The sequence below is a fragment of the Accumulibacter sp. genome, assembly GCF_023806635.1.
Taxonomy (GTDB): Bacteria; Pseudomonadota; Gammaproteobacteria; order Burkholderiales; family Rhodocyclaceae; genus Accumulibacter.
In genome coordinates this window covers 1-21,878 of sequence record NZ_JAMTDQ010000008.1, presented here as the reverse complement: position 1 = coordinate 21,878, position 21,878 = coordinate 1, and the positions used below count along the sequence as shown (strand labels likewise).

The 21,878-nt window shown below is 66.8% G+C and carries 21 protein-coding genes and 1 pseudogene; 7 read left to right on the top strand and 15 right to left on the bottom strand.

What is annotated here, in order from left to right; translation table 11 throughout:
• Positions 1–33: 33 nt before the first annotated feature.
• From NFW30_RS01985 to NFW30_RS01940, 10 genes are all read right to left on the bottom strand, one after another.
• Positions 34–663, bottom strand: a complete 630-nt coding sequence (locus NFW30_RS01985) for a c-type cytochrome (protein ID WP_295350655.1) — start codon at positions 661–663, stop codon at positions 34–36.
• A gap of 355 nt (positions 664–1,018) precedes the next feature.
• Positions 1,019–2,932: a 2Fe-2S iron-sulfur cluster-binding protein gene (locus NFW30_RS01980; RefSeq protein WP_295350652.1), complete on the bottom strand. Its 1,914-nt coding sequence runs from the start codon at positions 2,930–2,932 to the stop codon at positions 1,019–1,021.
• A 63-nt stretch (positions 2,933–2,995) separates the two neighbouring features.
• A complete protein-coding gene (locus NFW30_RS01975; protein WP_295350650.1) occupies positions 2,996–3,493 on the bottom strand; it encodes a hypothetical protein in 498 nt (165 codons plus the stop codon).
• Complete coding sequence (locus tag NFW30_RS01970) at positions 3,486–5,057, bottom strand: cytochrome b N-terminal domain-containing protein (protein ID WP_295350647.1); 1,572 nt, start codon at positions 5,055–5,057, stop codon at positions 3,486–3,488. Before NFW30_RS01970 ends, NFW30_RS01975 begins: the two co-directional genes overlap by 8 nt.
• Before the next feature lie 178 nt (positions 5,058–5,235).
• Positions 5,236–5,718, bottom strand: a complete 483-nt coding sequence (gene nikR / locus NFW30_RS01965) for a nickel-responsive transcriptional regulator NikR (protein ID WP_295350644.1) — start codon at positions 5,716–5,718, stop codon at positions 5,236–5,238.
• Between the two features lie 4 nt (positions 5,719–5,722).
• Positions 5,723–6,655 (bottom strand): SCO family protein, encoded by a 933-nt coding sequence (locus NFW30_RS01960; RefSeq protein ID WP_295350642.1) that lies wholly within the window; start codon positions 6,653–6,655, stop codon positions 5,723–5,725.
• A gap of 20 nt (positions 6,656–6,675) precedes the next feature.
• Entirely contained in the window at positions 6,676–7,635 is a 960-nt protein-coding gene (cyoE, locus tag NFW30_RS01955) for a heme o synthase (RefSeq protein WP_295371721.1), read from the bottom strand.
• A 67-nt stretch (positions 7,636–7,702) separates the two neighbouring features.
• The gene (locus tag NFW30_RS01950; RefSeq protein ID WP_295350637.1) at positions 7,703–9,397 is read right to left on the bottom strand and encodes a cbb3-type cytochrome c oxidase subunit I; all 1,695 of its coding nucleotides are present in this window, start codon (positions 9,395–9,397) and stop codon (positions 7,703–7,705) included.
• A 16-nt stretch (positions 9,398–9,413) separates the two neighbouring features.
• Positions 9,414–9,962: a cytochrome C oxidase subunit II gene (locus tag NFW30_RS01945; protein ID WP_295350634.1), complete on the bottom strand. Its 549-nt coding sequence runs from the start codon at positions 9,960–9,962 to the stop codon at positions 9,414–9,416.
• Between the two features lie 30 nt (positions 9,963–9,992).
• Positions 9,993–10,142, bottom strand: coding sequence for a hypothetical protein (locus tag NFW30_RS01940; RefSeq protein ID WP_295350633.1), 150 nt, complete (start codon positions 10,140–10,142; stop codon positions 9,993–9,995).
• A 305-nt stretch (positions 10,143–10,447) separates the two neighbouring features.
• On the opposite strand from NFW30_RS01940, the gene NFW30_RS01935 reads away from it, so the two are divergent.
• Complete coding sequence (locus NFW30_RS01935) at positions 10,448–11,494, top strand: COX15/CtaA family protein (RefSeq protein WP_295350630.1); 1,047 nt, start codon at positions 10,448–10,450, stop codon at positions 11,492–11,494.
• On the top strand, positions 11,491–12,423 hold the full coding sequence (locus NFW30_RS01930) for a COX15/CtaA family protein (RefSeq protein WP_295350627.1): 933 nt from the start codon (positions 11,491–11,493) through the stop codon (positions 12,421–12,423). The genes NFW30_RS01935 and NFW30_RS01930 overlap by 4 nt, the downstream gene beginning before the upstream one ends.
• Before the next feature lie 117 nt (positions 12,424–12,540).
• Here the strand turns inward: NFW30_RS01930 and erpA are convergent, their stop codons facing one another.
• The 4 genes from erpA to rplM form a co-directional block, all read right to left on the bottom strand.
• The gene (gene erpA, locus NFW30_RS01925) at positions 12,541–12,891 is read right to left on the bottom strand and encodes an iron-sulfur cluster insertion protein ErpA (RefSeq protein WP_287464144.1); all 351 of its coding nucleotides are present in this window, start codon (positions 12,889–12,891) and stop codon (positions 12,541–12,543) included.
• 402 nt (positions 12,892–13,293) lie between these two features.
• Entirely contained in the window at positions 13,294–14,322 is a 1,029-nt protein-coding gene (argC, locus tag NFW30_RS01920) for an N-acetyl-gamma-glutamyl-phosphate reductase (protein ID WP_295350620.1), read from the bottom strand.
• A 95-nt stretch (positions 14,323–14,417) separates the two neighbouring features.
• A complete protein-coding gene (rpsI, locus tag NFW30_RS01915) occupies positions 14,418–14,810 on the bottom strand; it encodes a 30S ribosomal protein S9 (protein WP_295350838.1) in 393 nt (130 codons plus the stop codon).
• Between the two features lie 9 nt (positions 14,811–14,819).
• Entirely contained in the window at positions 14,820–15,248 is a 429-nt protein-coding gene (rplM, locus tag NFW30_RS01910) for a 50S ribosomal protein L13 (RefSeq protein ID WP_034941168.1), read from the bottom strand.
• Positions 15,249–15,430: 182 nt separating this feature from the next.
• On the opposite strand from rplM, the gene NFW30_RS01905 reads away from it, so the two are divergent.
• The 5 genes from NFW30_RS01905 to NFW30_RS01885 all read left to right on the top strand — a co-directional run bounded on the left by NFW30_RS01905 (position 15,431) and on the right by NFW30_RS01885 (position 21,479).
• On the top strand, positions 15,431–16,207 hold the full coding sequence (locus tag NFW30_RS01905) for a DUF3348 family protein (protein WP_295350614.1): 777 nt from the start codon (positions 15,431–15,433) through the stop codon (positions 16,205–16,207).
• Entirely contained in the window at positions 16,204–18,375 is a 2,172-nt protein-coding gene (locus tag NFW30_RS01900; RefSeq protein ID WP_295350612.1) for a DUF802 domain-containing protein, read from the top strand. Before NFW30_RS01905 ends, NFW30_RS01900 begins: the two co-directional genes overlap by 4 nt.
• Positions 18,375–19,019, top strand: a complete 645-nt coding sequence (locus tag NFW30_RS01895; RefSeq protein ID WP_295350609.1) for an OmpA family protein — start codon at positions 18,375–18,377, stop codon at positions 19,017–19,019. The genes NFW30_RS01900 and NFW30_RS01895 overlap by 1 nt, the downstream gene beginning before the upstream one ends.
• Positions 19,012–19,770 carry a DUF2894 domain-containing protein gene (locus tag NFW30_RS01890; RefSeq protein ID WP_295350606.1) on the top strand — a complete coding sequence of 253 codons (759 nt, stop codon included), beginning with the start codon at positions 19,012–19,014 and terminating at the stop codon, positions 19,768–19,770. Before NFW30_RS01895 ends, NFW30_RS01890 begins: the two co-directional genes overlap by 8 nt.
• Positions 19,771–19,916: 146 nt before the next feature.
• Positions 19,917–21,479: a hypothetical protein gene (locus tag NFW30_RS01885; protein ID WP_295350604.1), complete on the top strand. Its 1,563-nt coding sequence runs from the start codon at positions 19,917–19,919 to the stop codon at positions 21,477–21,479.
• A gap of 263 nt (positions 21,480–21,742) precedes the next feature.
• On the opposite strand, the pseudogene NFW30_RS01880 reads toward NFW30_RS01885, so the two are convergent.
• Positions 21,743–21,878, bottom strand: a pseudogene (locus tag NFW30_RS01880) (ISAzo13 family transposase); the annotation flags it as partial.

Below are 21,878 nucleotides of genomic sequence, written 5' to 3'. Positions count from 1 at the left end.
GTGCCTCGCCGCCTGGCCCGTCGTTTCCTGCTCTCAGTGGTGTTTGACAGCGGCGCCTGCGGTCTGGCCGACCATGTAGTTCACGGCAGCACGGATTTCGGCGTCGCTCAGGCTCGCCATGCCGCCCCGGGCCGGCATGCCCTTGTGGCCACCGATGGCTGAGTTGACCAGAGGGGCGACACCTTTCTGCAGGCGGGGCTTCCAGGCGTCGATATCACCGATCCTCGGCGCGCCGTTCCTGCCGTCGGCGTGGCATTCCTGACAGCGTTCCCTGACCACCTGCTCGCCGCTGCGGATTCGGGCAGGCGTATAAGGCTTCTGGGGATCGGCCGCCGCGCCGCCGCTGACCAGGTAGGCGACGCCGCGCGTCATCTCGAGGTCGGTAAGAGCCGCCTGGCCGCCATGGGCGGGCATTTTGCGCACCCCGGTAATGGCGTTCTCATTGAGCTTGTCCAACCCCTTGGCAGCCCGTTTGGCCCATTCCGCCCGGTCGTCGATTCGCGGGGCGCCATCCTTGCCGGTTCCATGGCAGGCGATGCAGACCGTATCGACCACCTCCTTGCCACTGCGGTCGGCAGCGTGGCCTGCCAACGGAAAAAGGACGACGAGCAGTGCGGCAAGCGGTAGGCGGCTGCCTTGCCGGACGAGATTCGCTGTTTTCATGGATAGGCCTCCCTGTCGTTGGAATCTTTCCCGCCATTGTACGGCGCGGTGACGGCATCCTGCACGAAATGGTGCTTGGTACCGCTTTTCGACGCGTCGCGCCGGCAGGTGGAGGAGACCGAAACGCCGGCCTCGATGCGACGGCGGGAATCGCGCCAGGAGGCTTGCCGCGCCATGAGCCGCAAGCGGGCGAGTGACGGGCGGACGAGGCGGCCCGCGCTGGCTGCGTCCTTGTGCCAGGATCGGCCCGGGTTCCTGTTTCAGTTGTCCAGGTCGTCCTGGTGACGGTTCGCCGATGCTCCGCTCACCGCCGCCAGCAGGGCACCAGCCCAGCCGGCGAGGTGGCGGCTTCTCGCTACTGCCGCGGCTGGAAGGCCATCGATCGTGCCGAGACGCTGAAGGCATCCGAGAAACAGGCGCCGTCCTCGGCGCCATGCTGCTTCAGGAAGGGGAAGATCGCCTCGACCATGCGCACCGAGCCGCAGGCATAGATTTCGTGCTGCTTTAGTTCGGGGAAGTCGGCGAGGATCGCCTCGTGGACCAGGCCGGTGCGGCCACTCCACTGGTCTTCCGGAGCCGGCTCGGAAAGCACCGGGATGAAGTGGAAGTTGCTGTGCTCGCGTGCCCAGCGGGCCGGCAGCTCGGGCAGGTAGAGGTCCTTGAGGGTCTTCACCCCCCAGTAGAGATGGATCTCGCGTTTCAGGCCGCGTTTGAAGGCATCCTCGACCATGCTCTTGACCGGCGCGAAACCCGTGGCGCCGGCGACGAAGACGATCGGCCGCTCCGACTCGCGCAGCGTGAAATCGCCGATCGGTCCCTCGAAGCGGAGCTCGTCGCCTTCCTTCATCGCTTCGAAGACGTGCGTCGTGAAACGGCCGCCGGGCATCAGGCGGATCTGCAGTTCGACGAAGTCGGGCTGGTGCGGCGGGTTGGCGAAGGAGAAGGCGCGCCGCTGGCCATCGTCGAGAATGATGTTCACGTACTGGCCGGCCTTGAAACTGATCCGCTCGCCGTCGGGCAAGCGCAGCAGCACCTGCATGACGTCGTCGGTCAGCCGGTGCATGTGCACGACCTTCGCGGTGTATTCGCGGAAGGCTTTCGGCGCCGCGCTCGCCTGGTACTCGATCTCGGCGTCCTCGAGCGCCGTGGCGCAGCACATCAGGACCTTGCCCTGTGCCAGCTCCGCCGTCGATAGCGCGCTCGGCTGGTAGAGGCCGGGATCGACCCGGCCGTTCAGGACGGTACACTTGCAGACGCCGCAACCGCCGTTGCGGCACTCGTAGGGCAGGTCGATGTCCTGGCGCAGGCCGGCGTCGAGCAGCGTCTCGTCGAAGCGCGCGCTGACCGCACGCCGGTCGGGATGGAAGGTGATCGAGGTCAGCGCCTGCGCCGACCCGCGCTTCTTCGGCGGCAACCAGGGCACCAGGAAGAGGAGGGCCGTGAGGCCGAGGACCCAGTACCAGAGATGCAGCGGGTTGGTCACGTAGACCAGCGCCAGAACCGGCAGCTCGAACCAGTCGAAGTCGATGTTGGTCGGCACCACCGACATGTCGGCTTCGCCGCCCTGGCTGAGGATCGGCTTGACCAGTGACAGCACCAGGAACATCAGCGTCACGGCGATGGCGATCGGCCGCGGCGGATTGATGTGGGCGCGCGGCACGCGCTGCACATGCACCCACATGATGAAGGCGACGATCAGCGGCGCGCCGATGTGGATGAAGGCGAGCAGCGTGAACAGCCGGCTGTTGACGCTCTCGACGTAGAGGAAGTTGCGGATCAGCGTGCCGTTGAACATCGGCAGGACGTCGAACCACTCGGCCGTGGCGATGACGACGAATTGCGCCAGCTTGTCCCAGACGAGCATGAAACCATTGACGCCGGCGATGTAGATCAGCCACAGCAGGGCGACCCCGGTGAGCCACGAGAACGAGCGGAAGCCGCGATAGCGGTCGTAGGCGAAGTGCCGCAGCATGTGCAGCAGCATCGTCAGGATCATGCCGTCGGTGGCGTAGCGGTGGATGCTGCGCAGGATGCCGCCGGCCCACCACTGGTCGTGGGTGATGCTCTCGACCGACTCGAAGGCGTCGTGTACGCCGGTGTCGGCGAAGATGTAGAGGTACAGGCCCGAGATGACCAGCAACCAGAACTGCCAGAAGCTGATCGTTCCGAGGTGGTAGAAGGGGTTCAGCTTTTCGCCGAAGGCGACGTTGAAGACGTTCTCGATGCGCATGAACAGCCAGCGCAGGATTTCTTGCAGGAACTTGACCATGATCGATGTCGGCTCAGGAGGTTGGGGAGGCGTCGGGAGACGGCCGTTCGTCGCGCGCGGCGATCACTGGAAGAACAGGCCACCCTTGTCGGGGTTGAAGTCGATCACCATCACCTGGCCCGGTCTAAGGTTGATCTCCCCTTCCTTGACGAAGTTGAAGCCGGGCTTGACGAGGTTGTCGTTCATCCGCACGGCGATCTGGTGGCTGCCGGCCTTGACCTCGAAGCGCCGGTAGATCGTCGACACGCCGTCCTTGTAGAGGCCGGTCGGATGCATCACCGTCCGCAGGACCGGTTGCCCGTCGAGGTCCATTTCCAGCCGGATGTCCGAGCGCTCACGCGGGCAGTCCATCGGCGCGCGCATGTTGGGCGGCATCTTCGCCAGTTCCTCGGGCGTTCGCTTGCGGCATTCACGGTCGCCGAGGTGGCTGATCGACAGCTTGATCAGCGCGACATCGTCGGCAATCTGTCGGTACTTCGGCGAGGTGGCGAAGTAGCCAATGAAGGCGGCAAATGCACCGTAGAGGATCACCTGGCCGATGATGGCGGTGGGTTTAGGCATGGTTGGACACTCTCCGCAGATAGGGTGGAAGTCTGTCGCTGGCCAGCGCCTCGTTCCCGAGGCGTGCCCTGAGGTCGTTCAGGGCAGCGCTGAGCGCGGGTTCATCGCCGGCGGCAGCGGCACAAAGCTGCAGTCGGGCGGCGGGGACCGTTTGCCGCAGGTGCGGTTCGCGCTCGCCAGCGAGGCGCTCGCGCGTCCAGCGATCGCCGAGCCTGAAGTCACAGCCTCCCGGGCGGCAGGTGTTCACCAGCACGCCGTCGGCGCCACCGCGCAGCGCGTACTCGACAAAGGATGGTGGCAGCATGCCGGTGCACAGGAGCGGCATCACCGCCGTGTCGGTAGCCGCCAGCCCACTGGCGTCGGCGCCACGGGCGCAGGCGAAGACGACGACGCGCTGCGGGCCGCTGAGCCTCGCCAACTCCTGCTCGAGTTGCTCGCGCAGCAGATGGATCGGTTGCTGTGGCATGTCGATGCCGGTGACCAGTTTGTCGCGGCGGCGGAAGGGGGTAGACGACGGGCACGAGCCGGCGCAGATGCCACAGCCTGCGCAGAGGTCGCCATCGACGACGGCGAGCTTGAAACCCGGGCGCAACGGGTGCGGTTGCATGGCGATCGCAGCGTAGGGGCAGTCGGCGAGGCAGCGATCGCAGCCGGTGCAGTTGGCCGGATCGACGAGTGCTACCGGCTCCGGTGCGGGGTGGGGCAACAAGGGGAGGGCGAAGAGCAGCGCCGTGACGGCGAGGAGGAGCAGCCAGACGAGCGCTGGCGACGTGAGGTCGGTGAGTGGATGGATGAAGAGGATGAACCAGTCGAAGTCCAGTGCGCCGGGAATCATCGCCAGGTTGGCTGGCGGGTTGCTGAGCGCCGGCTGCACCAGCGAGAGGAGAAGCAGCGCCAGCAGCGTCGCCAGCATCACCCGCTTGCTTGGCAGGTGGTCGACGTGGCTGATGCGATGCACGTGCGCCCAGAGGCCGAGGATCAGCAGCAGTGGCACGCCGATATGGATGAATACCAGCATGGTGAAGAAACGGTCGCTGATCGAGTCGGGTGTCAGGAAGTTGCGTGCCGAAGGCTCACTGAAGATCGGCAGCCAGTCGAGCAGTTCGGCCGTCGCGGTGGCCGAGACCTGCGCGAGCTGATCCCAGACGATCCAGTAACCGCCGATGCCGCTGACGTACGCCAGCCAGAGCAGCGGCACACCGGTCATCCACGAGTAGAGGCGGAAGCCGTGGTAGCGCCCGTAGCACCATTCGCGCATCAGGTGCAGCGTCATCACCAGCATGAAGCCGTCTGAGGCATAGCGGTGCAGGCTGCGCAGGACGCCGCCAAAATACCACTGCTCGCGTGACAGATCGCCGATGGATCGATAGACGGCGTCGATGCCGGTATCGAGCACGGTGTACAGATAGAGACCGCTGCCGACGATGATCCAAAGCAGGTAGAGGCCGAGGGCGCCGAGATGGCGCAGCGGATTGTCGGCGCCGCCGAAAGGACCGTCGAGAGCCTCTTCGATGCGCAGGAAGACGCTGCTCGCGCCCTTGCGCAGAATGCTGTGGAAACTCACGGGAGGACCAGGACGAGTACCGCCGGTAACTATTAGCCGTTGATTATATTGATTGCCCTCGTGCGGCGAATTGACACGGGTCAAATCCGCCGGCATCACCGGCGGCTGGCCGTGAGCCGCCGGCCGTCATGCCATCCCGCTGGCGCCATCGCCCGCCGCCTGGCGGCAGCGACCCCGTTCAGGTCTTCGGCGTGCTATGGACGTGCGTCAGGATGGCGCCGCTGCCGGTCGCTGACTGGTGCTGATGCGGCTCCTGGACGAGTTCTGCCGGTACCAGGTTGAGCTGGCCGTGGCGAACACCACGTTCGGCAAGCAGCGCGTCGGCGAACTCGCGCACGGCCTTCGTCGGTCCCCGCAGGAACACCGTTTCGACGCAGTTGTCGTGATCCAGGTGGGCATGCATCGTCGACAGCGTCAGGTCGTGGTGGCGGTGCTGCAACGCAGTCAGGCGCTCGGACAGTTCGCGCTGATGGTGGTTGTAGATGTAGGAAAGGGTGGCGATGCAGTATGGTGCTTCGTCATGCTGCAACTGATGCGTACCGAGTTGCTGCCGCAGCAGGTCACGGATCGCCTCCGAACGCGAGCGGTAGCCCTTGCTGCGGATCAGTCCGTCGAACGCTTCCGCCAGTGGTGCCTCGAGCGAGATGGTGAAGCGCTGCATCTCGTCAGTGCGCCTCACCTTCACCGCGGCGCCGGTTCTTCCAGAAGTTGATCGACAGGTAGATCAGGAAGCCGACAAAGGTGATGAAGCCGGCAAACTGGAAGTAGAGCGAGTAGTTGGTGCGGTAGCGGCCGGTGACGGGATCGTAGATCGAGCAGAGGATGCGCACACGCTCCATGATCTCCCGCAGCGTGCCGACCTCGGGCGGGATCGCCGAGCCGGTGATCAGCAGCTTGAGCGGTTCGGCGAGGTCTTCGGCGGTGAACTTCTCGCCGTAGACCTGGCGGACGATCCGCCCTTCGGCATCCACCAGCGTCACCTGGTTGATGTGGTCGAAGCCGGCCGGTGTGGCGACGTAGCTGAAGCCGAAGTTGCTCGTCAGTTCGCCGACGATCGCCGCAGCCGGGCTGAGGAACTCCCAGTTCGGAAGGCGGATGCCATACTGCCGGGCAAAGTCCGCCAGTGCAGCCGGCGAATCGAAGGGCTGGTTGAACCCGATGCTGATGACGTTGAAGCGATCGGCACCCATGACGCTGACCGTCGTGTCGACGGCTTTCTGCAGGTTGCGCGTGATCGTTGGGCAGACCTGGAAGCAGGCGGTGTAGATGAAGGTGACGACGAGCGGCTTGCCGCGATAACGCGACAGTTCGACCGGTCGTCCCTGGCGGTCGAGGAGGACGAAATCGACGACCTGCTTGCCGACGGCGGCCTGCGACAGCGCGAACGCCGCCTTCTCGTCGAGCGTGGTCAGCGTCAGGCCGCCGCTGGCGCCCTGCGGTCGGGCGGTGAGTCTGGGCTTGTCGCTGGCCGCCTCATCGGCGCGCAGCGGGCTTGCAGCCAGCACCAGCAAGGTGGCGAGGAAGCCGAGCAGCGCTGCGCGGAGCCGCAGCAGTCGGGCGGTCGGCGGGGGGCGAGGCCGGACCTTTTGTCGAATCACGGCACGTGGTCCGTCACGGGTCAGAAGTGCAACTGCGTGTCGACGATGGCGGCGCAAAGGACCAGGGTCAACTGCATCAGTGAGGCGTGGAAGCAGACCATCGCCGTCTTGCGATTGGGCTGCCGGGTCAGCAGCCAGGCTTTCTGGATGAACAGGAAGCCACCGATCGCCGCGCCGGCGAAGTAGATCGGGCCGAGGCCGAAGGCGAGCGGCAGCAGGCTGGCGGCGACCAGCGCCAGGGTGCTGGCGAAGATCGTGTTGGCGGCGCGCTGGTCGCCGACGACCACCGGCAGCATCGGTACGCCGGCGGCGGCGTAGTCGTCACGGAAAGCGATCGCCAGGCTCCAGAAGTGCGGCGGCGTCCACAGGAAGAGGACCAGAGCCAGTGCCAGCGGCACGGCGCCGAGCTGCGGATCGGCGGCCGTGGCGCCAGCGAGGACTGCCCAGCTGCCGGCTAGTCCGCCGAAGACGATGTTCAGCCAGGTGCGGCGCTTCAGCCAGACGGTATAGACGATGGCGTAGAAGAAGGCGCCGAGGAAGACGAACAGGGCCGACCAGGCATTGAGCGCGATCCATGCGGCGCCGACCGAGAGCGTCATCAGCGCGGCGATCAGCAGCAGCCAGACGGGACCGTGGCGGAGCTGGCCGGTGACGAAGGGGCGCTTGCTGGTGCGCGCCATCAGGTGATCGCTGTCGTGCTCGTAATACTGGTTGAAGGCACCGGCGCTGGCTGACGAGACCAGCACCGAGAGGGCCAGGACGAGCAACTGCAGTGGAGTCAGCGAGGGACCGGCGCTGACGGCCAGGCCGGCCAGTGCGGTGAAGGTGATGACGACGCCGATGCGCAGCTTGAAGACGCCCAGAATGGCACGGATGGGGAGGCCGGGAGTGCTGTTCGATGGGAGTGTCGATTGCATTGGCGTCGATAGCGTGGCGATCAGGTGAATGAAGCGGTGGCGAAGGATGCGTGCCTGCTTCAATCCGGCCTGTCGGCCAGGCCCGATTGAAGCAGGCCCCCGCGCCGGCGGCGCGGGGACGAGTGCCGGGTCAGCTCAACAGCCAGACTTCCGACAGGTACTTCCAGTTCACGAAATAGTACAGCACGAAGCAGACGAAGAGCAGGAGTGCGAGGACGACGGTGCCCGGAACCGGGACGTGATCGTGACCGTGCGACACGGCCGAAGCCGCCTGCGTGTTGGCCGGCAGCGGCGTCGGCTTGTCGGAGACCTTGCCACCGTCGAGTTTCTTGCCGAAGAGCAGCGAACCGACCACCAGCAGGATCCAGAGACCGCCGCCGATGACGGCGATGAGGCCGAAGATTCCGGTCAGGCCCATCATCAGGTAGGCGGCACCCGGCCACTCATACTGGAACGGGGCCCCGGAGAAGGCCATGTCCCAGTGCCGGCGCGAGACGCCGAGCGTGCCGGCGCCCATCATCACCAGGCCGAGGATCGACATGCTGATGCCGAACAGGTAGGGCTGGATCTGGCACAGCTTCGGCAGGATCATCTCGCGCTTGAAGAGCACCGGCACCAGCAGGTAGGTGACGGCCATGAAGGCCAGCGTCGTGCCGGTGACGACTGTCGTGTGGAAGTGGCCCGGAACGTAGAAGGTGTTGTGCATCAGCATGTTGATCTGCTCGGTCCCGAGGACGACGCCGGAGATGCCGCCGAGGAAGCCGAAGCTGACGAGCGAGATGAACATGCCTGAGAACACCGGGTTGCCCCACGGTGCCTTGCGCAGCCATTCGAAGAGCCCGTTGGTGTAGCCCTTGCGTCGCTGTGCCGCCTCAATCGCGCCGGGAACCGTGAAGCCGTGGATCATCGATGCCATCACCGCGAAGTACATGAAGTACGACGTGTTGAGCACCTTCCACTCGGCGCTCATGCCGGGGTCGGAGAGCAGGTGGTGCGCACTGGCGAGTTGCAGGAACAGGATGTAGAGCAGGAAGGCGAAGCGCGAGACTTTCTCGGACAGCGGCTTGGCGCCGAAGACGACGGCGGCGATCAGGTACCAGATGGCGACGTGCGCCGAGACGTTGATCTGCTGCGACGAGTGTCCGAGTCCCCACCACACCATGCGGTACAACTGGGCGTCGATCTCCTTGATGATGCCGACCGACCAGAGGAAGGTCGGCAGCAGGATGCCGGCACCGGCCAGGATCGTGAAGGTGGCGATGATCGCTGCCGTCAGCGCGCCGAAGGTGACGAGCGGGATCGATCCGCTGTAGGTCTTCTCACGCTTGGCGATCACCAGCGTGGCGAAGAAGATGCCGCAGCCGATCAGCGCGCCGACCGCGAACAGGATGATGCCGAGGTAGAAATGCGGCGCTGCCTGCATCGGCACGTAGGAGGTGAACATCACGCTCGACTCGCCCTGGAAGATGGCGACGTTGGTCATGATGCTGCCGACGACCATCAGCCAGAACGCCGCCCAGGCGACCTTCGGTGCCGCCAGCCGGCAGCGCAGGAGTGTCGACGAGGCGAAATAGAGCACGGCCATTTCGAAGAAGATGATCCACAGGATCAGCATGTCGATGCCGTGCGCGGTGAGGATCAGGTAGAACTGGTCGGCCGGCAGCAGCTTGATCGCTGGCCAGCGGGTGAGGATCACCAGCAGCGCGGTGATGCCGCCGGCGAGCAGTGCGAGGACGCCGGCGACGGCGTTCCAGCGCATCAGCTTCTCGGCCTGGTCCTCGAACTGCAGCCCGGAGACGGGGCAGGTACGGTAAGTCGTTGCCATCGGTTGTTTTCCCCCCTTATTTGACGTAGATACGGCCCAGCATCGAGTGGTGGCCGATGCCGCAGTATTCGTTGCAGACGATGGCGTAGGTGCCTTTCTTGGTCGGGGTCATCTTGACGACATGCTCATAGCCAGGGATCACCTGGATGTTGATGTTGACCGGCTGCAGCGAGAAGCCATGGTTGTAGTCGAGGGAAGACAGATGGATGCGGTAGGTCTGGCCCTCCTCGAGCTCGAGGATCGGATACCACGCCCACAGCCGGGCAATCAGGTAGCCCGCGCCACCGGCGGGTACCTTGACGACCGGGATGTCTTCCCCATTCAGGCCTTTTTCGGTGCGGATCGTGTTTTCGGCGACGAACTTCTCGGCCTTCGCGGCGAACATCTCGGGCGTGGTCCGGTAGGCCTCGTTGGACAGGTTCTGCTTGCCGTAGATGTGCCAGTAAATCATCATCGCGAACATGACCATGCCCCAGACGAAGGCGATCGCGATCCATGCCCATTCGACCTTGTCGATGGGCTGCTTCCACCAGAGCCGCTCGGATGGCGGCAGAATTGCACTCATATTGGTTTCTCCCTGATGCGGCTGGATGATTTATTTGGCGAGCGGCGTGTTCATGATGTCGATGATGCCCCACAGGATGTAGAGCAGTCCCGGTGACGCCACGCCGAGGAAGAGAAGCAGGAAATGGTTGTCCAGCAGCCTCTGCATGAACGGAATGTCGCCATCGTTGTTGTCGGCCATAGTCTTACCCTCCATCGCTGATTTGCGCTCGCGGCGCGGCCAGATTGCAGATCACGTCAAGAATCTTGGCCCTGCCGGGCACAATTGCGCGAAGAATACCCGTAGGCGGCGGTCGATTGATTTGATGCATGTCAAGAACCGCAGCGGCTTGCGATGGCCCTGCAAGCCAGCAACCATCGGCATTTCGCCCTCCTGACCGCGGCCGATGGTCGCACCCCGGCGGGCCTTCGGCCGGCTGCGCACGAGGCATGCCGATGGGCATATAATTCGCGCCTTCTTCCCCATTCCGCTGCTCGCCCCCCGTCATGAATACAGTCGCTCGTCGACACGTCGCGGTCTGGCTGCTGGTCTGCAGCGCCACGGTCTTTGCCATCCTGGTCGTCGGTGGCGTTACCCGCCTGACCCATTCCGGCCTGTCGATCGTCGAGTGGCAGCCGATCGTCGGCGTCATTCCGCCCCTCGACCAAGTGGAGTGGGAAGCGACTTTCGAGAAGTACAGGCAGACACCGGAGTACCGGCAGGTGAACCATCGGATGACGCTCGACGAGTTCAAGGGCATCTTCTTCTGGGAGTACGTGCACCGGGTTCTGGGACGGCTGGTCGGCGTCGTCTTCTTCGTGCCTTTCCTCTACTTCTGGCTGCGCGGCAAGCTCGAGCCGGCGCTGGTGCCGAAGCTGCTCGGTATCTTCGTGCTGGGCGGATTGCAGGGGGCGATGGGCTGGTACATGGTGAAGAGCGGCCTGGTCGACGATCCGCGGGTGAGCCACTACCGACTGACCGCCCATCTGTCGCTCGCCTTCCTGATCTTCATCGCCATGTTCTGGGTGGCGCTGGATCTCCTTTCCACGCGTCGTGGGACGACGCACGACGCAGCCTTGCGGAGTCTGCAGCGGGTCGGCTTCTGGCTGACTCTCCTGGTCGGTTACATGGTGGTCAGCGGCGGCTTCGTCGCCGGCATTCGCGCTGGCAGGGCGTACAACACCTTTCCGCTGATGAACGGGCACGTGTTGCCGCCGGAGAGCTTCATCATCGAGCCCTGGTATCTGAACTTCTTCAACAACATGGCGCTGGTGCAGTTCGACCATCGCCTGGGCGCCTGGCTGCTGGCGTTTCTCGTCCCCTGGTTCTGGTGGAAGATTCGCCTGGCGGCGGTGTCGAACACCGCCCGTCTGGCGGGGACACTGTTGCTGCTGGCGGTGTTCGCGCAGATCATCCTCGGCATCGCGACCCTGTTGCTGATGGTGCCGGTGGCGCTGGGGGCGGCGCATCAGGGCGGTGCGATGGTCGTCCTCGGCCTGCTGCTCTGGCTCAACCACGAACTGCGCGTGCCGCAGTACGCTGCTGCCCGGTGAACCTCAGCCAGGGCCTGCGTCTGCGGCGAATCCGTTCGCTTGCGCGCCTGTTGACCGCTTTGTCCCTGCTGATCGTTCTCGTCAGCGCCTACCTGCGTCTGGAAGGTGCCGGTCTCGGTTGCGCCGACTGGCCTGCCTGTTACGCGCGGCTGCTGGCCCTGCCACCGGCGGCACCCGACTACGGAAGCGCACGACTGCTGCACCGCGCGGTTGCTTCACTTTCACTGCTGCTCGCCTGTGCTCTCGCCTGGCAGTGCTGGCGACGACCGGCTCTGCGCGCGGTGGCCTTGCCGGCAACCCTGCTGCTCCTGCTGATGCTGGCGCTGTCGGCACTCGGCATCTGGAGTTCGGACCCGCGGTTGTCGCTGGTGAACCTGCTGAACATTCTCGGTGGTCTTGGCCTGGTCAGCTTCTCCTGGCGGGTGGCCCTGGCCAGCGAGCCGCAGGCGATGATGTTGCAGCGGCACGCTGCGCCCTCGCTCCTGCTGCGGCTGGGGGCAGCCTGCCTGACGCTGACGGTCATCCTCGGGGCGCTGCTCGGCGCCACCTACATGGCCTCAGCGTGTACCACCTTTCCTGACTGTCAGGGCAGGTGGTGGCCCATGGCGGCTGGCTGGCCCGAACTGCCGACGCTTGCCGTGCTGCAGGCGGCGCCCCAGCCTGGTGATCCGGCCGGCGTCAACCTGCACCTGCTGCACCGGTATGCGGCGGTGGCGTCCCTGCTGCTGCTGGGTGCGGCGGGACTGCAGGCGCTGGCCAACGCCGAGCGGCGGCGCGCTGCGGGACTGCTCCTGCTCCTGCTTGCGACGACGGGCGCGCTCGGTATCCTGACGGTACTCGCCGGCTTCAGCCTCTGGCTCGCGGTCGCGCACGGCGTGTGCGCGGCGGCACTGCTGGCGACACTCGCGACGCTGCTGCGCCCGCGCTGACGAGGGATCTGCAGCAGCCGCCGCCGCGGCCGGGCATTGCCGGTGTGCTGCGGGAAGTCTCGACCCTGGCCGGGCGACGGAGAGGCTGTTCGCCGGCCCGCCGCCGACCATCCCATTCTAGACGGAGAACGACGAGCCGCAGCCGCAGGTCGAGGAAGCGTTCGGGTTCTTGATCACGAACTGCGAGCCCTCGAGGCCTTCGGTGTAGTCGATCTCGGCGCCGACCAGGTACTGGTAGCTCATCGGGTCGACCAGCAGGGTGACGCCGTTCTTCTGCAGTGCGGTGTCATCGTCGTTCGCCACTTCGTCGAAAGTGAAGCCATACTGGAAGCCGGAGCAGCCGCCGCCGGTGACGAAGACGCGCAACTTGAGATCCGGGTTGCCCTCTTCCTCGATCAGTTCCCTGACCTTGCCGGCTGCGCTGTCGGTAAACACGAAGGGCATGGGCATTTCTGTCGCTACATTCATCAATCTTTCTCCGAAATACGTTCACTGATTGCCTGCCTGCCAATGGACCACAGTGGCCTTGGCGAGTTCAGCGTCGCCGCATGTCGCCCGGACGGCGTCGCCATTGGCGCCGGGCGGAGGCTGGCACCGGTGGTCAACTGATGCGGCTGCGTCCGGTTCCAGCGGCACGAAGCGCCACCGGTGACCCGGCCGGCCGCCGACGAGTCCATCGACCGGACGCGATTGCCACTGGCCCCTGGCCTGCATGTGCTGCTGCGTCACCCGTCGCGTGGCCTGCGGTCAGCGCGCTGGCGGCGAATCATAGCACCATTGTCGCGTCCCGTTTGGCCACGACAGAACGCCATCGTCGCTGTCGGCAGGTCGGCGCGCGACCTACGCCGCCCCCGCCAACCGCAAAGGCGATCAGGGGAGCACGGCGATCTGCTGCAGGCCGACGGTCTCCGCAAGGCCGAACATGATGTTCAGGTTCTGCACCGCCTGTCCCGCGGCACCCTTGACGAGGTTGTCGATGACGGCAAGGACGACGAGGACGTCGCCGTCCTGCGGCCGGTGCACGGCGAGCCGGCAGGTGTTGGCGGCACGCACCGAGCGGGTGTCGGGGTGTGATCCCGCCGGCAGGACATCGACAAAAGGCTCGCCGCGGTAGCGCTCGGCGAACAATGCCTGGAAGTCGGCTTCGGACCGGATGCGGGCGTAGAGCGTCGCATGGATGCCGCGGATCATCGGCGTCAGGTGCGGGACGAAAGTCAGGCCGACCGGCGTGCCCGCCATTGCCGACAGGCCCTGTCGGATCTCTGGCAGGTGCCGGTGTCCGGGTACGGCGTAGGCCTTGAAATTGTCCGATGCTTCGGCGAAAAGGGTTGCCACCTCGGCCTTGCGGCCAGCGCCGGAGACTCCGGACTTGGCATCCGCGACGAGGTGGTCGACGTCCACCAGCCCTCGTTCGAGGAGCGGCATGAAGCCGATCTGGACGGCGGTCGGATAGCAGCCGGGGTTGGCCACCAGGCGGGCATTGCGGATGGCCGATCGGTTCATTTCCGGCAGTCCGTAGACGGCGTTGTGGACCCAGTCCGGGCTCGCATGTTGCATCCCGTACCAGCGGCTCCAGTCGGCGACGTCGCGGATGCGATAGTCGGCCGCGAGGTCGATGATCCGCACACCGGCATCGAGCAGCGCGGGAGCCTGCTCCATCGCCACACCGTTCGGGGTTGCGAAGAAGACCACGTCGCAGCTCTTGAGGTTGGCCTTCGCCGGGTCCTCGAAACGAAGCCGCAATCGCCCGCGGAGGTTGGGAAACATCTGGGCGACATCGGTACCGGCATCACCGCGCGAGGTGATGCTGGCTATCTGGACTTCCGGGTGCCGCGCCAGCAGGCGCAGGAGTTCGACGCCGGTGTAACCGGTTCCGCCGACGATGCCGACTCTGATCATGCTGGCCTCCGTGATCGCTGTGGATGGTTGCTTTGGCAGGTCTCAACACACGAAAGCCGCCCGCGGGCGGCTTTCGCTGCAGGGCCGAAGGAGGCTCAGCGCTTCGAGAACTGCTTGCGGCGACGCGCCTTGTGGAAGCCGACTTTCTTGCGCTCGACTTCACGCGCGTCGCGGGCGACGAAGCCAGCCTTGGACAGCGCGGGCTTCAGCGCGACATCATAGGCGATCAGCGCACGCGTGATGCCGTGCCGCACGGCTCCCGCCTGACCCGATTCACCGCCTCCCGAGACGTTGACCAGAATGTCGAAATCGTTGGCCTGCTCGATCAGGTGCAGCGGCTGGCGGACGATCATGCGCCCGGTGACGCGCGAGAAGAAATCGTCCACCGGCTTGCCGTTGACCACGAACTTGCCGTTGCCGCGCTTCATGAAGACGCGCGCGACCGCGCTCTTCCGCCGCCCGGTGCCATAAAAATAGTTGTCTGCCATCATGAGCCCTTAGAGTTCGACGACCTTTGGCTGCTGAGCAGCGTGCGGGTGAGTTGCGCCTGCGTAGCACTTCATCTTCTTGAGCATTGCATAACCGAGCGGACCTTTCGGCAGCATGCCCTTCACGGCCTGCTGCAGGATTCGCTCCGGGAAGCGTTGCTGCATCTTCCTGAAGTTGCTTTCGTGGAGGCCTCCCGGGTAGCCCGAGTGCCGGTAGTACATCTTGTCTTCGGCCTTGTTGCCGGTGACGCGCAACTTCTCGACGTTGGTGACGACGATGTAGTCGCCGGTGTCGACGTGCGGCGTGAATTCGGGCTTGTGCTTGCCGCGCAGGCGGCGCGCGATTTCGGTGGCCAGGCGACCGAGCACCTTGTCGGTGGCGTCAACCAGGAGCCATTCGCGCGTGACTTCATGCGGCTTGGCGGAGAAAGTCTTCATCAAAAACGCCGTCCTTTTGCCTGATAACGGAAAGCCCGGCATCTTATTGCAACTGCCGGAGCCATGTCAATTCCTTGTTCAGGGCTTCAAGATCTTCCAGATCGGTTGGTCGGGCATTGAAGATGTAGTACCCTACGGCCCCTTTCGGCCCATTCCGGCCCATCGGGAGCAGCTACGTCGCCATGTCGCAGGCCCTGCCACGGACAGATTTCACCGGTTCGGGACTCATCCGTCTTCTCGCCGGGCTGTCCCTCGTCGAGTCCGCCGGGTCGAGACAGTTTCCTGCCGAAGAACTGGGTCGCTGGCTGGACGTCGCCGACGCCATCACGCTGCATGCGGCGCAGGGCGCCGGCGCGGCGGTCGTGCCCGCCGCCCGGCAGGGGCCGCCGCCTGTTTCGGGGGCCGCCGTTGCAGGTGAGTTCGCGCGCGTCCGCGCCACGCTGCTCGACCTGATCGTCGCGAGTTGCTCGCCAGACGGCAATGGCAGCCGCATCCGGCTGCCATTGCCGGGAGCCGGCGTCGTGCCCGAGAACGCCGCCGCCTACGGACCGTTTCGCCGCTTCCATCTGGCCCTGCAGAGCGAGATGGAAACGGGCATCCGGGCGTTGCGCGGCGGCATCCGACAGGCACTTGCAGCAGCCTCGGCAGGCCTCGGGCGGCTCGCGGCGCTGGACGAGGCTTGCGAGCGAGTGCTCGCGGTTCGTGAGCGGCAGTTGCTGGCGACGACCTTGCCGGCGCTGCTCGAGAAGCGATTCCAGAACTTGCTGGCGGCACATCGACAGACACTGGACGACAGCGGGCAGGGCGATGACCCGGCCCTGTGGATGCAGCCGGGTGGCTGGCTGGCGGCCTTTCGCGACGAGTTGCGGGCGCTGCTGATCGCCGAACTCGATCTGCGCCTGCAGCCGGTGCTCGGGCTTGTCGAGGCATTGCGGAACGAGGCGGGCAGCCAGCGATGAACCGGAGCCTTTGCGCGCTCGCTTTCCTGTCCGGTGCCGGCGTCGTCGTCTGGGTCGGCGCCGGCTTTGTCGGCTCGAATCATCTGGCGTTGCTGATGACGCTGGTCATTGCCGCCGTGTATCTCCTCGGTGCGCTCGAAATCCTCGGCTTCCGTCGCGCGACCGAGTCGCTGGCGCAAGCGCTGGCAGAGATTCCCGAGCGGCTGGCGCACCTCGGCGATTGGCTTGGCGGCCTGCATCCATCCTTGCAGAATGCGGTTCGCCTGCGCATCGAGGGCGAGCGCGGCGGCTTGCCGGGTCCGGCGCTGACCCCGTATCTGGTCGGTCTGCTGGTGATGCTCGGGATGCTCGGCACCTTTCTCGGCATGGTCGTCACGCTCGACGGTGCCGTCGCGGCGCTGCACGGTACCACCGACCTGCAGGCCATGCGCGCGGGATTGGTGGCCCCGATCCGCGGTCTCGGGCTGGCGTTCGGCACCTCGGTGGCGGGGGTCGCGGCGTCGGCGATGCTCGGGCTGATCTCGGCGCTGAGCCGCCGCGACAGGGCGTTGGTGGCGCAACTGCTCGACGCGCGGATCGCGACCAGCGCCCTGCGCGGCTTCTCGCTCGGGCAGCAACGCCAGGAAGCCTGGCAGGCGCTGCAGTTGCAGGCACGGGCGATGCCCGCCGTGGTCGACAGGCTGCACGCACTGATCGGGCAGATGGAGCAGCGTGAAAAGGAGTGCAACGAACGCCTCGTCGCCGGCCAGGAACGCTTCCACGGCGAGATCCAGGCCGCCTATGGCGGGCTTGCCCGCTCGGTCGCCGAATCGCTCGCGGGCAGCCTGCGCGAAAGCGCCCGGGTTGCCGGCGAGAACATCCGGCCGGCGGTCGAAGGTGCGATGGCGGCGATTGCCCGTGAAACGAAGCTGGCGCACGAAAGGGTGATCGAGTCGACAGGGATACAGCTTGAAGGGCTGGCTGCGCGCTTTGGCGAGACCGCGCAGAGTGTCGCGCAGACGTGGACCGAGGTGCTGGCAACGCAACGGGGCACCAGTGATCGCCTGCTGTCCGGCATCGAGCACTCGCTGGCGGCATTCGACGCGCGCCTCGAGCAGCGGTCGCAGGCGCTGCTGGCAGCGGTCGGCGAGACCTTGTCCACTTCTCTGGCGAACCAGGCCGCCGCCGAGCGACAACGCTTCGCAGCGTGGACCGGATCGCTGGCAGATCTGGCGGCGGCGCTGCGCGGTGAATGGCAGGCGGCGGAAGCGCAGACGCTGGCCCGGCAAGAGGAACTGTGCTCGACGCTCGAGAAGACCGCGCAGGCGGTCAGCGAGCAGGCGCAAGCGCATGTCGCCCGGACGCTCGACGCGACGGCGCCGCTGCTCGCCGCCTGCGAAGAGCTCGTCCGCTCGCGCATTGCCGGCGAAGCGGACTGGATCGCCGGCCACGGCGAGCGCATGGACCAGATGGCCGGCCTCTGGCGCGCCGAGCTCGGCGCTCTCCGCGATGCCGAAGAGCGGCGCGGCGCGGCCGCGGTCGAACGGCTCGGCGAACTACAGGCGGCGCTGGCGACACACCTGCAAAGGCTCGGCGCGGCGCTCGAGGAACCGCTGGCGCGCCTGATCGCCACCGCGTCGGAAGCGCCGCAGGCCGCTGCCGAGCTGATCGTGAAATTGCGCCAGGAGATGAGCGGCAGCCTGGAGCGGGACAACCGGCTGCTCGAGGAGCGCGCCCGCATCATGCAGACGCTCGCTGCCCTCCTGGCTGCGATCGACCAGGCGTCGAGCGAACAGCGGGCGACGATCGACACGCTGGTCTCTTCATCGGCGACGCTGCTCGACACCGCCGGCAGCCGCTTCGCCGGTGAAGTCGATGCCGGTTCGGCGCGGCTGGCCGAAGTCGCCACGCGGCTCAGCGGCAGTGCCGTCGAGGTGGCGAGCCTGGGCGAAGCCTTCGCCCTCGCCGTCGACTCCTTCGCCACCGGCAACGAAAAGCTGGTCGCCAGCCTGCAGCGGATCGAGATGGCGCTCGAGCAGTCGACGGCGAGGAGCGACGAGCAGCTCGCCTATTACGTCGCGCAGGCGCGCGAGCTCATCGATCTCTCGATCATGGCGCAGGAGAAGGTCGTCGCCGAGTTGCGCCAGCTCGGCGACAGGCACCCGGCCGGCAGCGAAGAGCCGGACTGATGGACGACACGGACGCCGGCATCGAGCGGATCGCCCCCGTCTGGGCCGTTTTCGGCGACCTGATGTCCGGGCTGCTGGGCGCTTTCGTGCTGATCCTGGTCGGCGTCCTCGGCGTCCAGCTCGAACTTGCGACCCACCTCGAGAGCGAGGTGCACAAGCGCAAGCAGGAGGAACAGCGGCGCATGGCGCTGGAAAGGGCGTTGGCGATCCCGATCACGGCCGGGCGGGTGAGCCTGCACGACGGCCGCATCGGCATCAGTGGCAGCGTCCTCTTCCTTTTCAACTCGGCGCAGCTGCAGCCCGAAGGCCGCCTGCTGCTGAAGAGCCTGGTCGCGCCGCTGCGCGTCTACCTCGGTGAGCGCAACGAGTTGCTGATGGTCAGCGGTTTCACCGACGATGTGCCGATCCATCAGGGCAGCACCCGCTTCGCCGACAACTGGGAGCTGTCGGCGCAGCGGGCGCTGACCGTCACGCGTGCTCTGATCGACGAAGGGATGCCGTCGTCCATGCTGTTTGCGGCGGCGTTCGGCGCCGAGCAGCCGGCGGCTTCCAACGCCGACGACCGCGGGCGGGCGCGCAACCGGCGGGTCGAGATCGCGCCGGTGCCACGCTCGGCGAATCCAGGGATGCCCGCCGGTGGTTGAGCGCGGCCAGGGCGCGATGCCGCAGTCGGCGCCGCTCGCGTGGGCAGGCGAGCACGCCGCCGAGATCGCCGCTTTGCGCAGCAGCGGTGCCGGGCAGCTCGATGCGCTGCGCTTTCGTTTCATCGAGGTGCTGGCGCGGCGCGTGCACGAGGACGGCGGAGCGCCCGGACGCGTTCTCGAAGGCCGGTTGGGCGCCGAGCTGGCGGCTTGCCGCCGGCGCATCGAACGGAAGCGCGACGAGGCCGGGCAGACGATCGAGCGGACCGTCCGGTGCCATCCCGACGCGGCCGGGGAACTGCAGCGGCTTCTTGCGGCGGGGGATTTCGCCGGCATCGACCGTTTCGTCGCTCGCCTCGCAGCCCGCGACCGCCGTTCGCCGCTGGCCGGTCTGGCCGGGCTGGCTGAGTCCGGCGCGCGGTCGGCGGTGCCAGACGATGCCGTCTCGCCGACTGGCGACGACGGAGCGCGCGATGAGCTGAGAAGCCTGCGCATCTTCCGCAACATCTGGGCGCAGCGCGCCGCCGAGAGGCTGGCGTCGCAGGCCATCGAACGGGCACCCGCGAACGCCGGGCCGCTCAACTCGCACATGCTGGTGCTGCGCTCGCTTGCCGCGATGCGCGACCTGTCGCCCGACTACCTCAACCGCTTCGTGTCCTATGCCGACACGCTGCTGCGGCTCGATCAGGCCGGCCGCAAGGGCAGGCGCGGGGCAAGAGGGGGGCCGCCGACGGCGCGCGGCGGGAGGAGCTGAGCGATGCCGATGAGCGTGCGCGTGCGCGCTGCAGTGCAGGCGTCACGGACGGTTGATCCACGGCAGCGGCGTCGCTCATCCGGAGTCATCCCGGTCGGCCACCAGCAGAGGCGGCAGCCACCAGCCGTGCTGGCGGGCGGCCCGTCGTGGCGACCGTCGTCGAGGCTACCCGTGGCGCCGGCAGCAGCGTGCCCGTGCGGCATCAGGGCGTACGACGTGCCGTGCGCGTCGGTTCGACCGAGCGAGCAGCCAGCGTGAACGGCCTCGATACCGCCCGGGCACAATGGCTGCTGGCGCCGGCGGAGAAGGCCTGCGCGCTGGCCGAGTTGTCGACGCGCTTGCCGGCACTGATGAGCGACGCGCGCTGGCTCGACAGCCTGCGCGAGTTCATCAGCAGCGAGGCCTACCAGGTGGTGACCCTGCAGACCGACCGCGGGCAGCTCCAGGCCCTGGGCCTGGTGACCGTCGGCGAGCAGCCCTTCGCCGAGTCGGCGCTGCTGCTGGTGGAAGCGTGGTGGGTCGACGATGAACGGCCTCAGGCGGCGTGCGCCTGGGCAGCCGCCGTGATGGCCAAGGCCGCCGCGATGGATGTCGAGGGCGTCGTCTGGCCGTTCGACGCGCCCGGCACGGCGGCGTTGCGGGATGCCGGTTCGCTGGCCGGCCACCCGCTGTTGGACGAGCCGGTGCCCTTGCGCTACGCGGTGCCCGGGCTGTTCACGGCATTCGGCGCAGCACCCACGACGACCGCGCTGGTGACGCCGCGCTGCACCTACCTGTGCAACCGCAACCGGCTCGGCGCCCTCGCCGGCGTACCGAACGAGGAGGCCGACGCCTTCTACCGCGGCGAGGGCCGCCTGGCGGTGCCGCCCTGGTGGCAATGCGGTGACCTGCACGAACTGGCGGCGCACATCCGGGCGCGCGGCTTCCCGACGCGCGCAGCGGGCGCCTTCGACGGCGGCGTGCAGGCGCAGCTGCTGCAGCAAGGCTACGTGAATCAGGGGACGGCGTCGATGTCCCGCTCTTTCGACGTCGCGGCCCACTACGCCAGCAACGGCGGCAAGCAGCGCGGGGTGGTCTTTCGCATCGACGCGGCCGCGATGCGGGCACGCGGTCCGGTCTTCGATGCCTGGCTGACACTGCTGGCGCACAGCGAGGCGATGATGGGACCTGTCGAGGTGCAGACCTTCGCGACGATCGTGCGCGCGCTCGGGCCGCTCGACTCCGGCCGCTGCCTGGCGCATTGGGACGCCGTCGCCCAGACGCTGGCCTGCCGGCGCGGTGGCATGCAGCGCGAAGGCAGCGACTTCAGCAGCGACGACTACCTCGGCCCGGCGCTCGCCGGCCGGCTGCGTGCCGCAGGCGTCGAGGAGGCCGCTGTGGAGCGCCTGCTGCGCGCACTCGAGAGCCACGCCATGCGAAGCGCCACACCCTTTGCGATGGCGCGGGCCATCCAGGTCCTGCCGAACGGCAGGACGCGCGACGTTGCCCTGCGCCACGGCTACCGGGTCGCCTTCGGGCTGGCGCTGCCGGCGCTGCGGGCCGCGCTCGACGGCCAGCACGCCGACCACCGGCAGCCGGGCTGGGACCTCACGGCCTTCGGCTACATGGCCAAGACCTGCCGCGACCAGGAAGTCTTCAGCAGCGGGCCGATTCCGGGCGACGCGATCGTCGACGCAGTGGTGGTCAGCGCGGACGGCTCTCCCGCCTGATCCGGGGGCTGCACTGCCGCCGGCGCGTCGGCCGGCCCGCAGGGTCAGGGACCAGGCTCGCCTTCCTCGAAGTAGTCGGAGTCGATGCGTTTGACGTGGTATGACGGAGAAACCGAAACGCCGACGTCGAAGTCGATCATCAGGTTGGCGAGGACTTGTCCGTCGATGAGCGCGGCCGTGGTGGCAATTCGGGATGCGTAGTCCATCGTGTAGATGGTGTCGAGACCGAGACGGTCTTCCCTGATGATTCCATCACTCCCGCCATCGTCATCAATCGCTGCCTGGATTCGCAAGCCTGTCGCGGTTGCCGTGTTACCGATCAGGTTCACCACCACCTGCCGACCGACTAGCGGTCGTCCGCGCCAGTTCGCGGTGATGTGGCAGAACATGCGATGCTCA

What these genes read in the sequence shown, in the direction of transcription:
- NFW30_RS01985 (WP_295350655.1), bottom strand. Translation starts at nt 663, where the DNA reads ATGAAAACAGCGAATCTCGTCCGGCAAGGCAGCCGCCTACCGCTTGCC.
- NFW30_RS01980 (WP_295350652.1), bottom strand. Translation starts at nt 2,932, where the DNA reads ATGGTCAAGTTCCTGCAAGAAATCCTGCGCTGGCTGTTCATGCGCATC.
- NFW30_RS01975 (WP_295350650.1), bottom strand. Translation starts at nt 3,493, where the DNA reads ATGCCTAAACCCACCGCCATCATCGGCCAGGTGATCCTCTACGGTGCA.
- nikR (WP_295350644.1), bottom strand. Translation starts at nt 5,718, where the DNA reads ATGCAGCGCTTCACCATCTCGCTCGAGGCACCACTGGCGGAAGCGTTC.
- NFW30_RS01950 (WP_295350637.1), bottom strand. Translation starts at nt 9,397, where the DNA reads ATGGCAACGACTTACCGTACCTGCCCCGTCTCCGGGCTGCAGTTCGAG.
- NFW30_RS01945 (WP_295350634.1), bottom strand. Translation starts at nt 9,962, where the DNA reads ATGAGTGCAATTCTGCCGCCATCCGAGCGGCTCTGGTGGAAGCAGCCC.
- NFW30_RS01940 (WP_295350633.1), bottom strand. Translation starts at nt 10,142, where the DNA reads ATGGCCGACAACAACGATGGCGACATTCCGTTCATGCAGAGGCTGCTG.
- NFW30_RS01935 (WP_295350630.1), top strand. Translation starts at nt 10,448, where the DNA reads ATGAATACAGTCGCTCGTCGACACGTCGCGGTCTGGCTGCTGGTCTGC.
- erpA (WP_287464144.1), bottom strand. Translation starts at nt 12,891, where the DNA reads ATGAATGTAGCGACAGAAATGCCCATGCCCTTCGTGTTTACCGACAGC.
- argC (WP_295350620.1), bottom strand. Translation starts at nt 14,322, where the DNA reads ATGATCAGAGTCGGCATCGTCGGCGGAACCGGTTACACCGGCGTCGAA.
- rpsI (WP_295350838.1), bottom strand. Translation starts at nt 14,810, where the DNA reads ATGGCAGACAACTATTTTTATGGCACCGGGCGGCGGAAGAGCGCGGTC.
- rplM (WP_034941168.1), bottom strand. Translation starts at nt 15,248, where the DNA reads ATGAAGACTTTCTCCGCCAAGCCGCATGAAGTCACGCGCGAATGGCTC.
- NFW30_RS01905 (WP_295350614.1), top strand. Translation starts at nt 15,431, where the DNA reads ATGTCGCAGGCCCTGCCACGGACAGATTTCACCGGTTCGGGACTCATC.
- NFW30_RS01900 (WP_295350612.1), top strand. Translation starts at nt 16,204, where the DNA reads ATGAACCGGAGCCTTTGCGCGCTCGCTTTCCTGTCCGGTGCCGGCGTC.
- NFW30_RS01895 (WP_295350609.1), top strand. Translation starts at nt 18,375, where the DNA reads ATGGACGACACGGACGCCGGCATCGAGCGGATCGCCCCCGTCTGGGCC.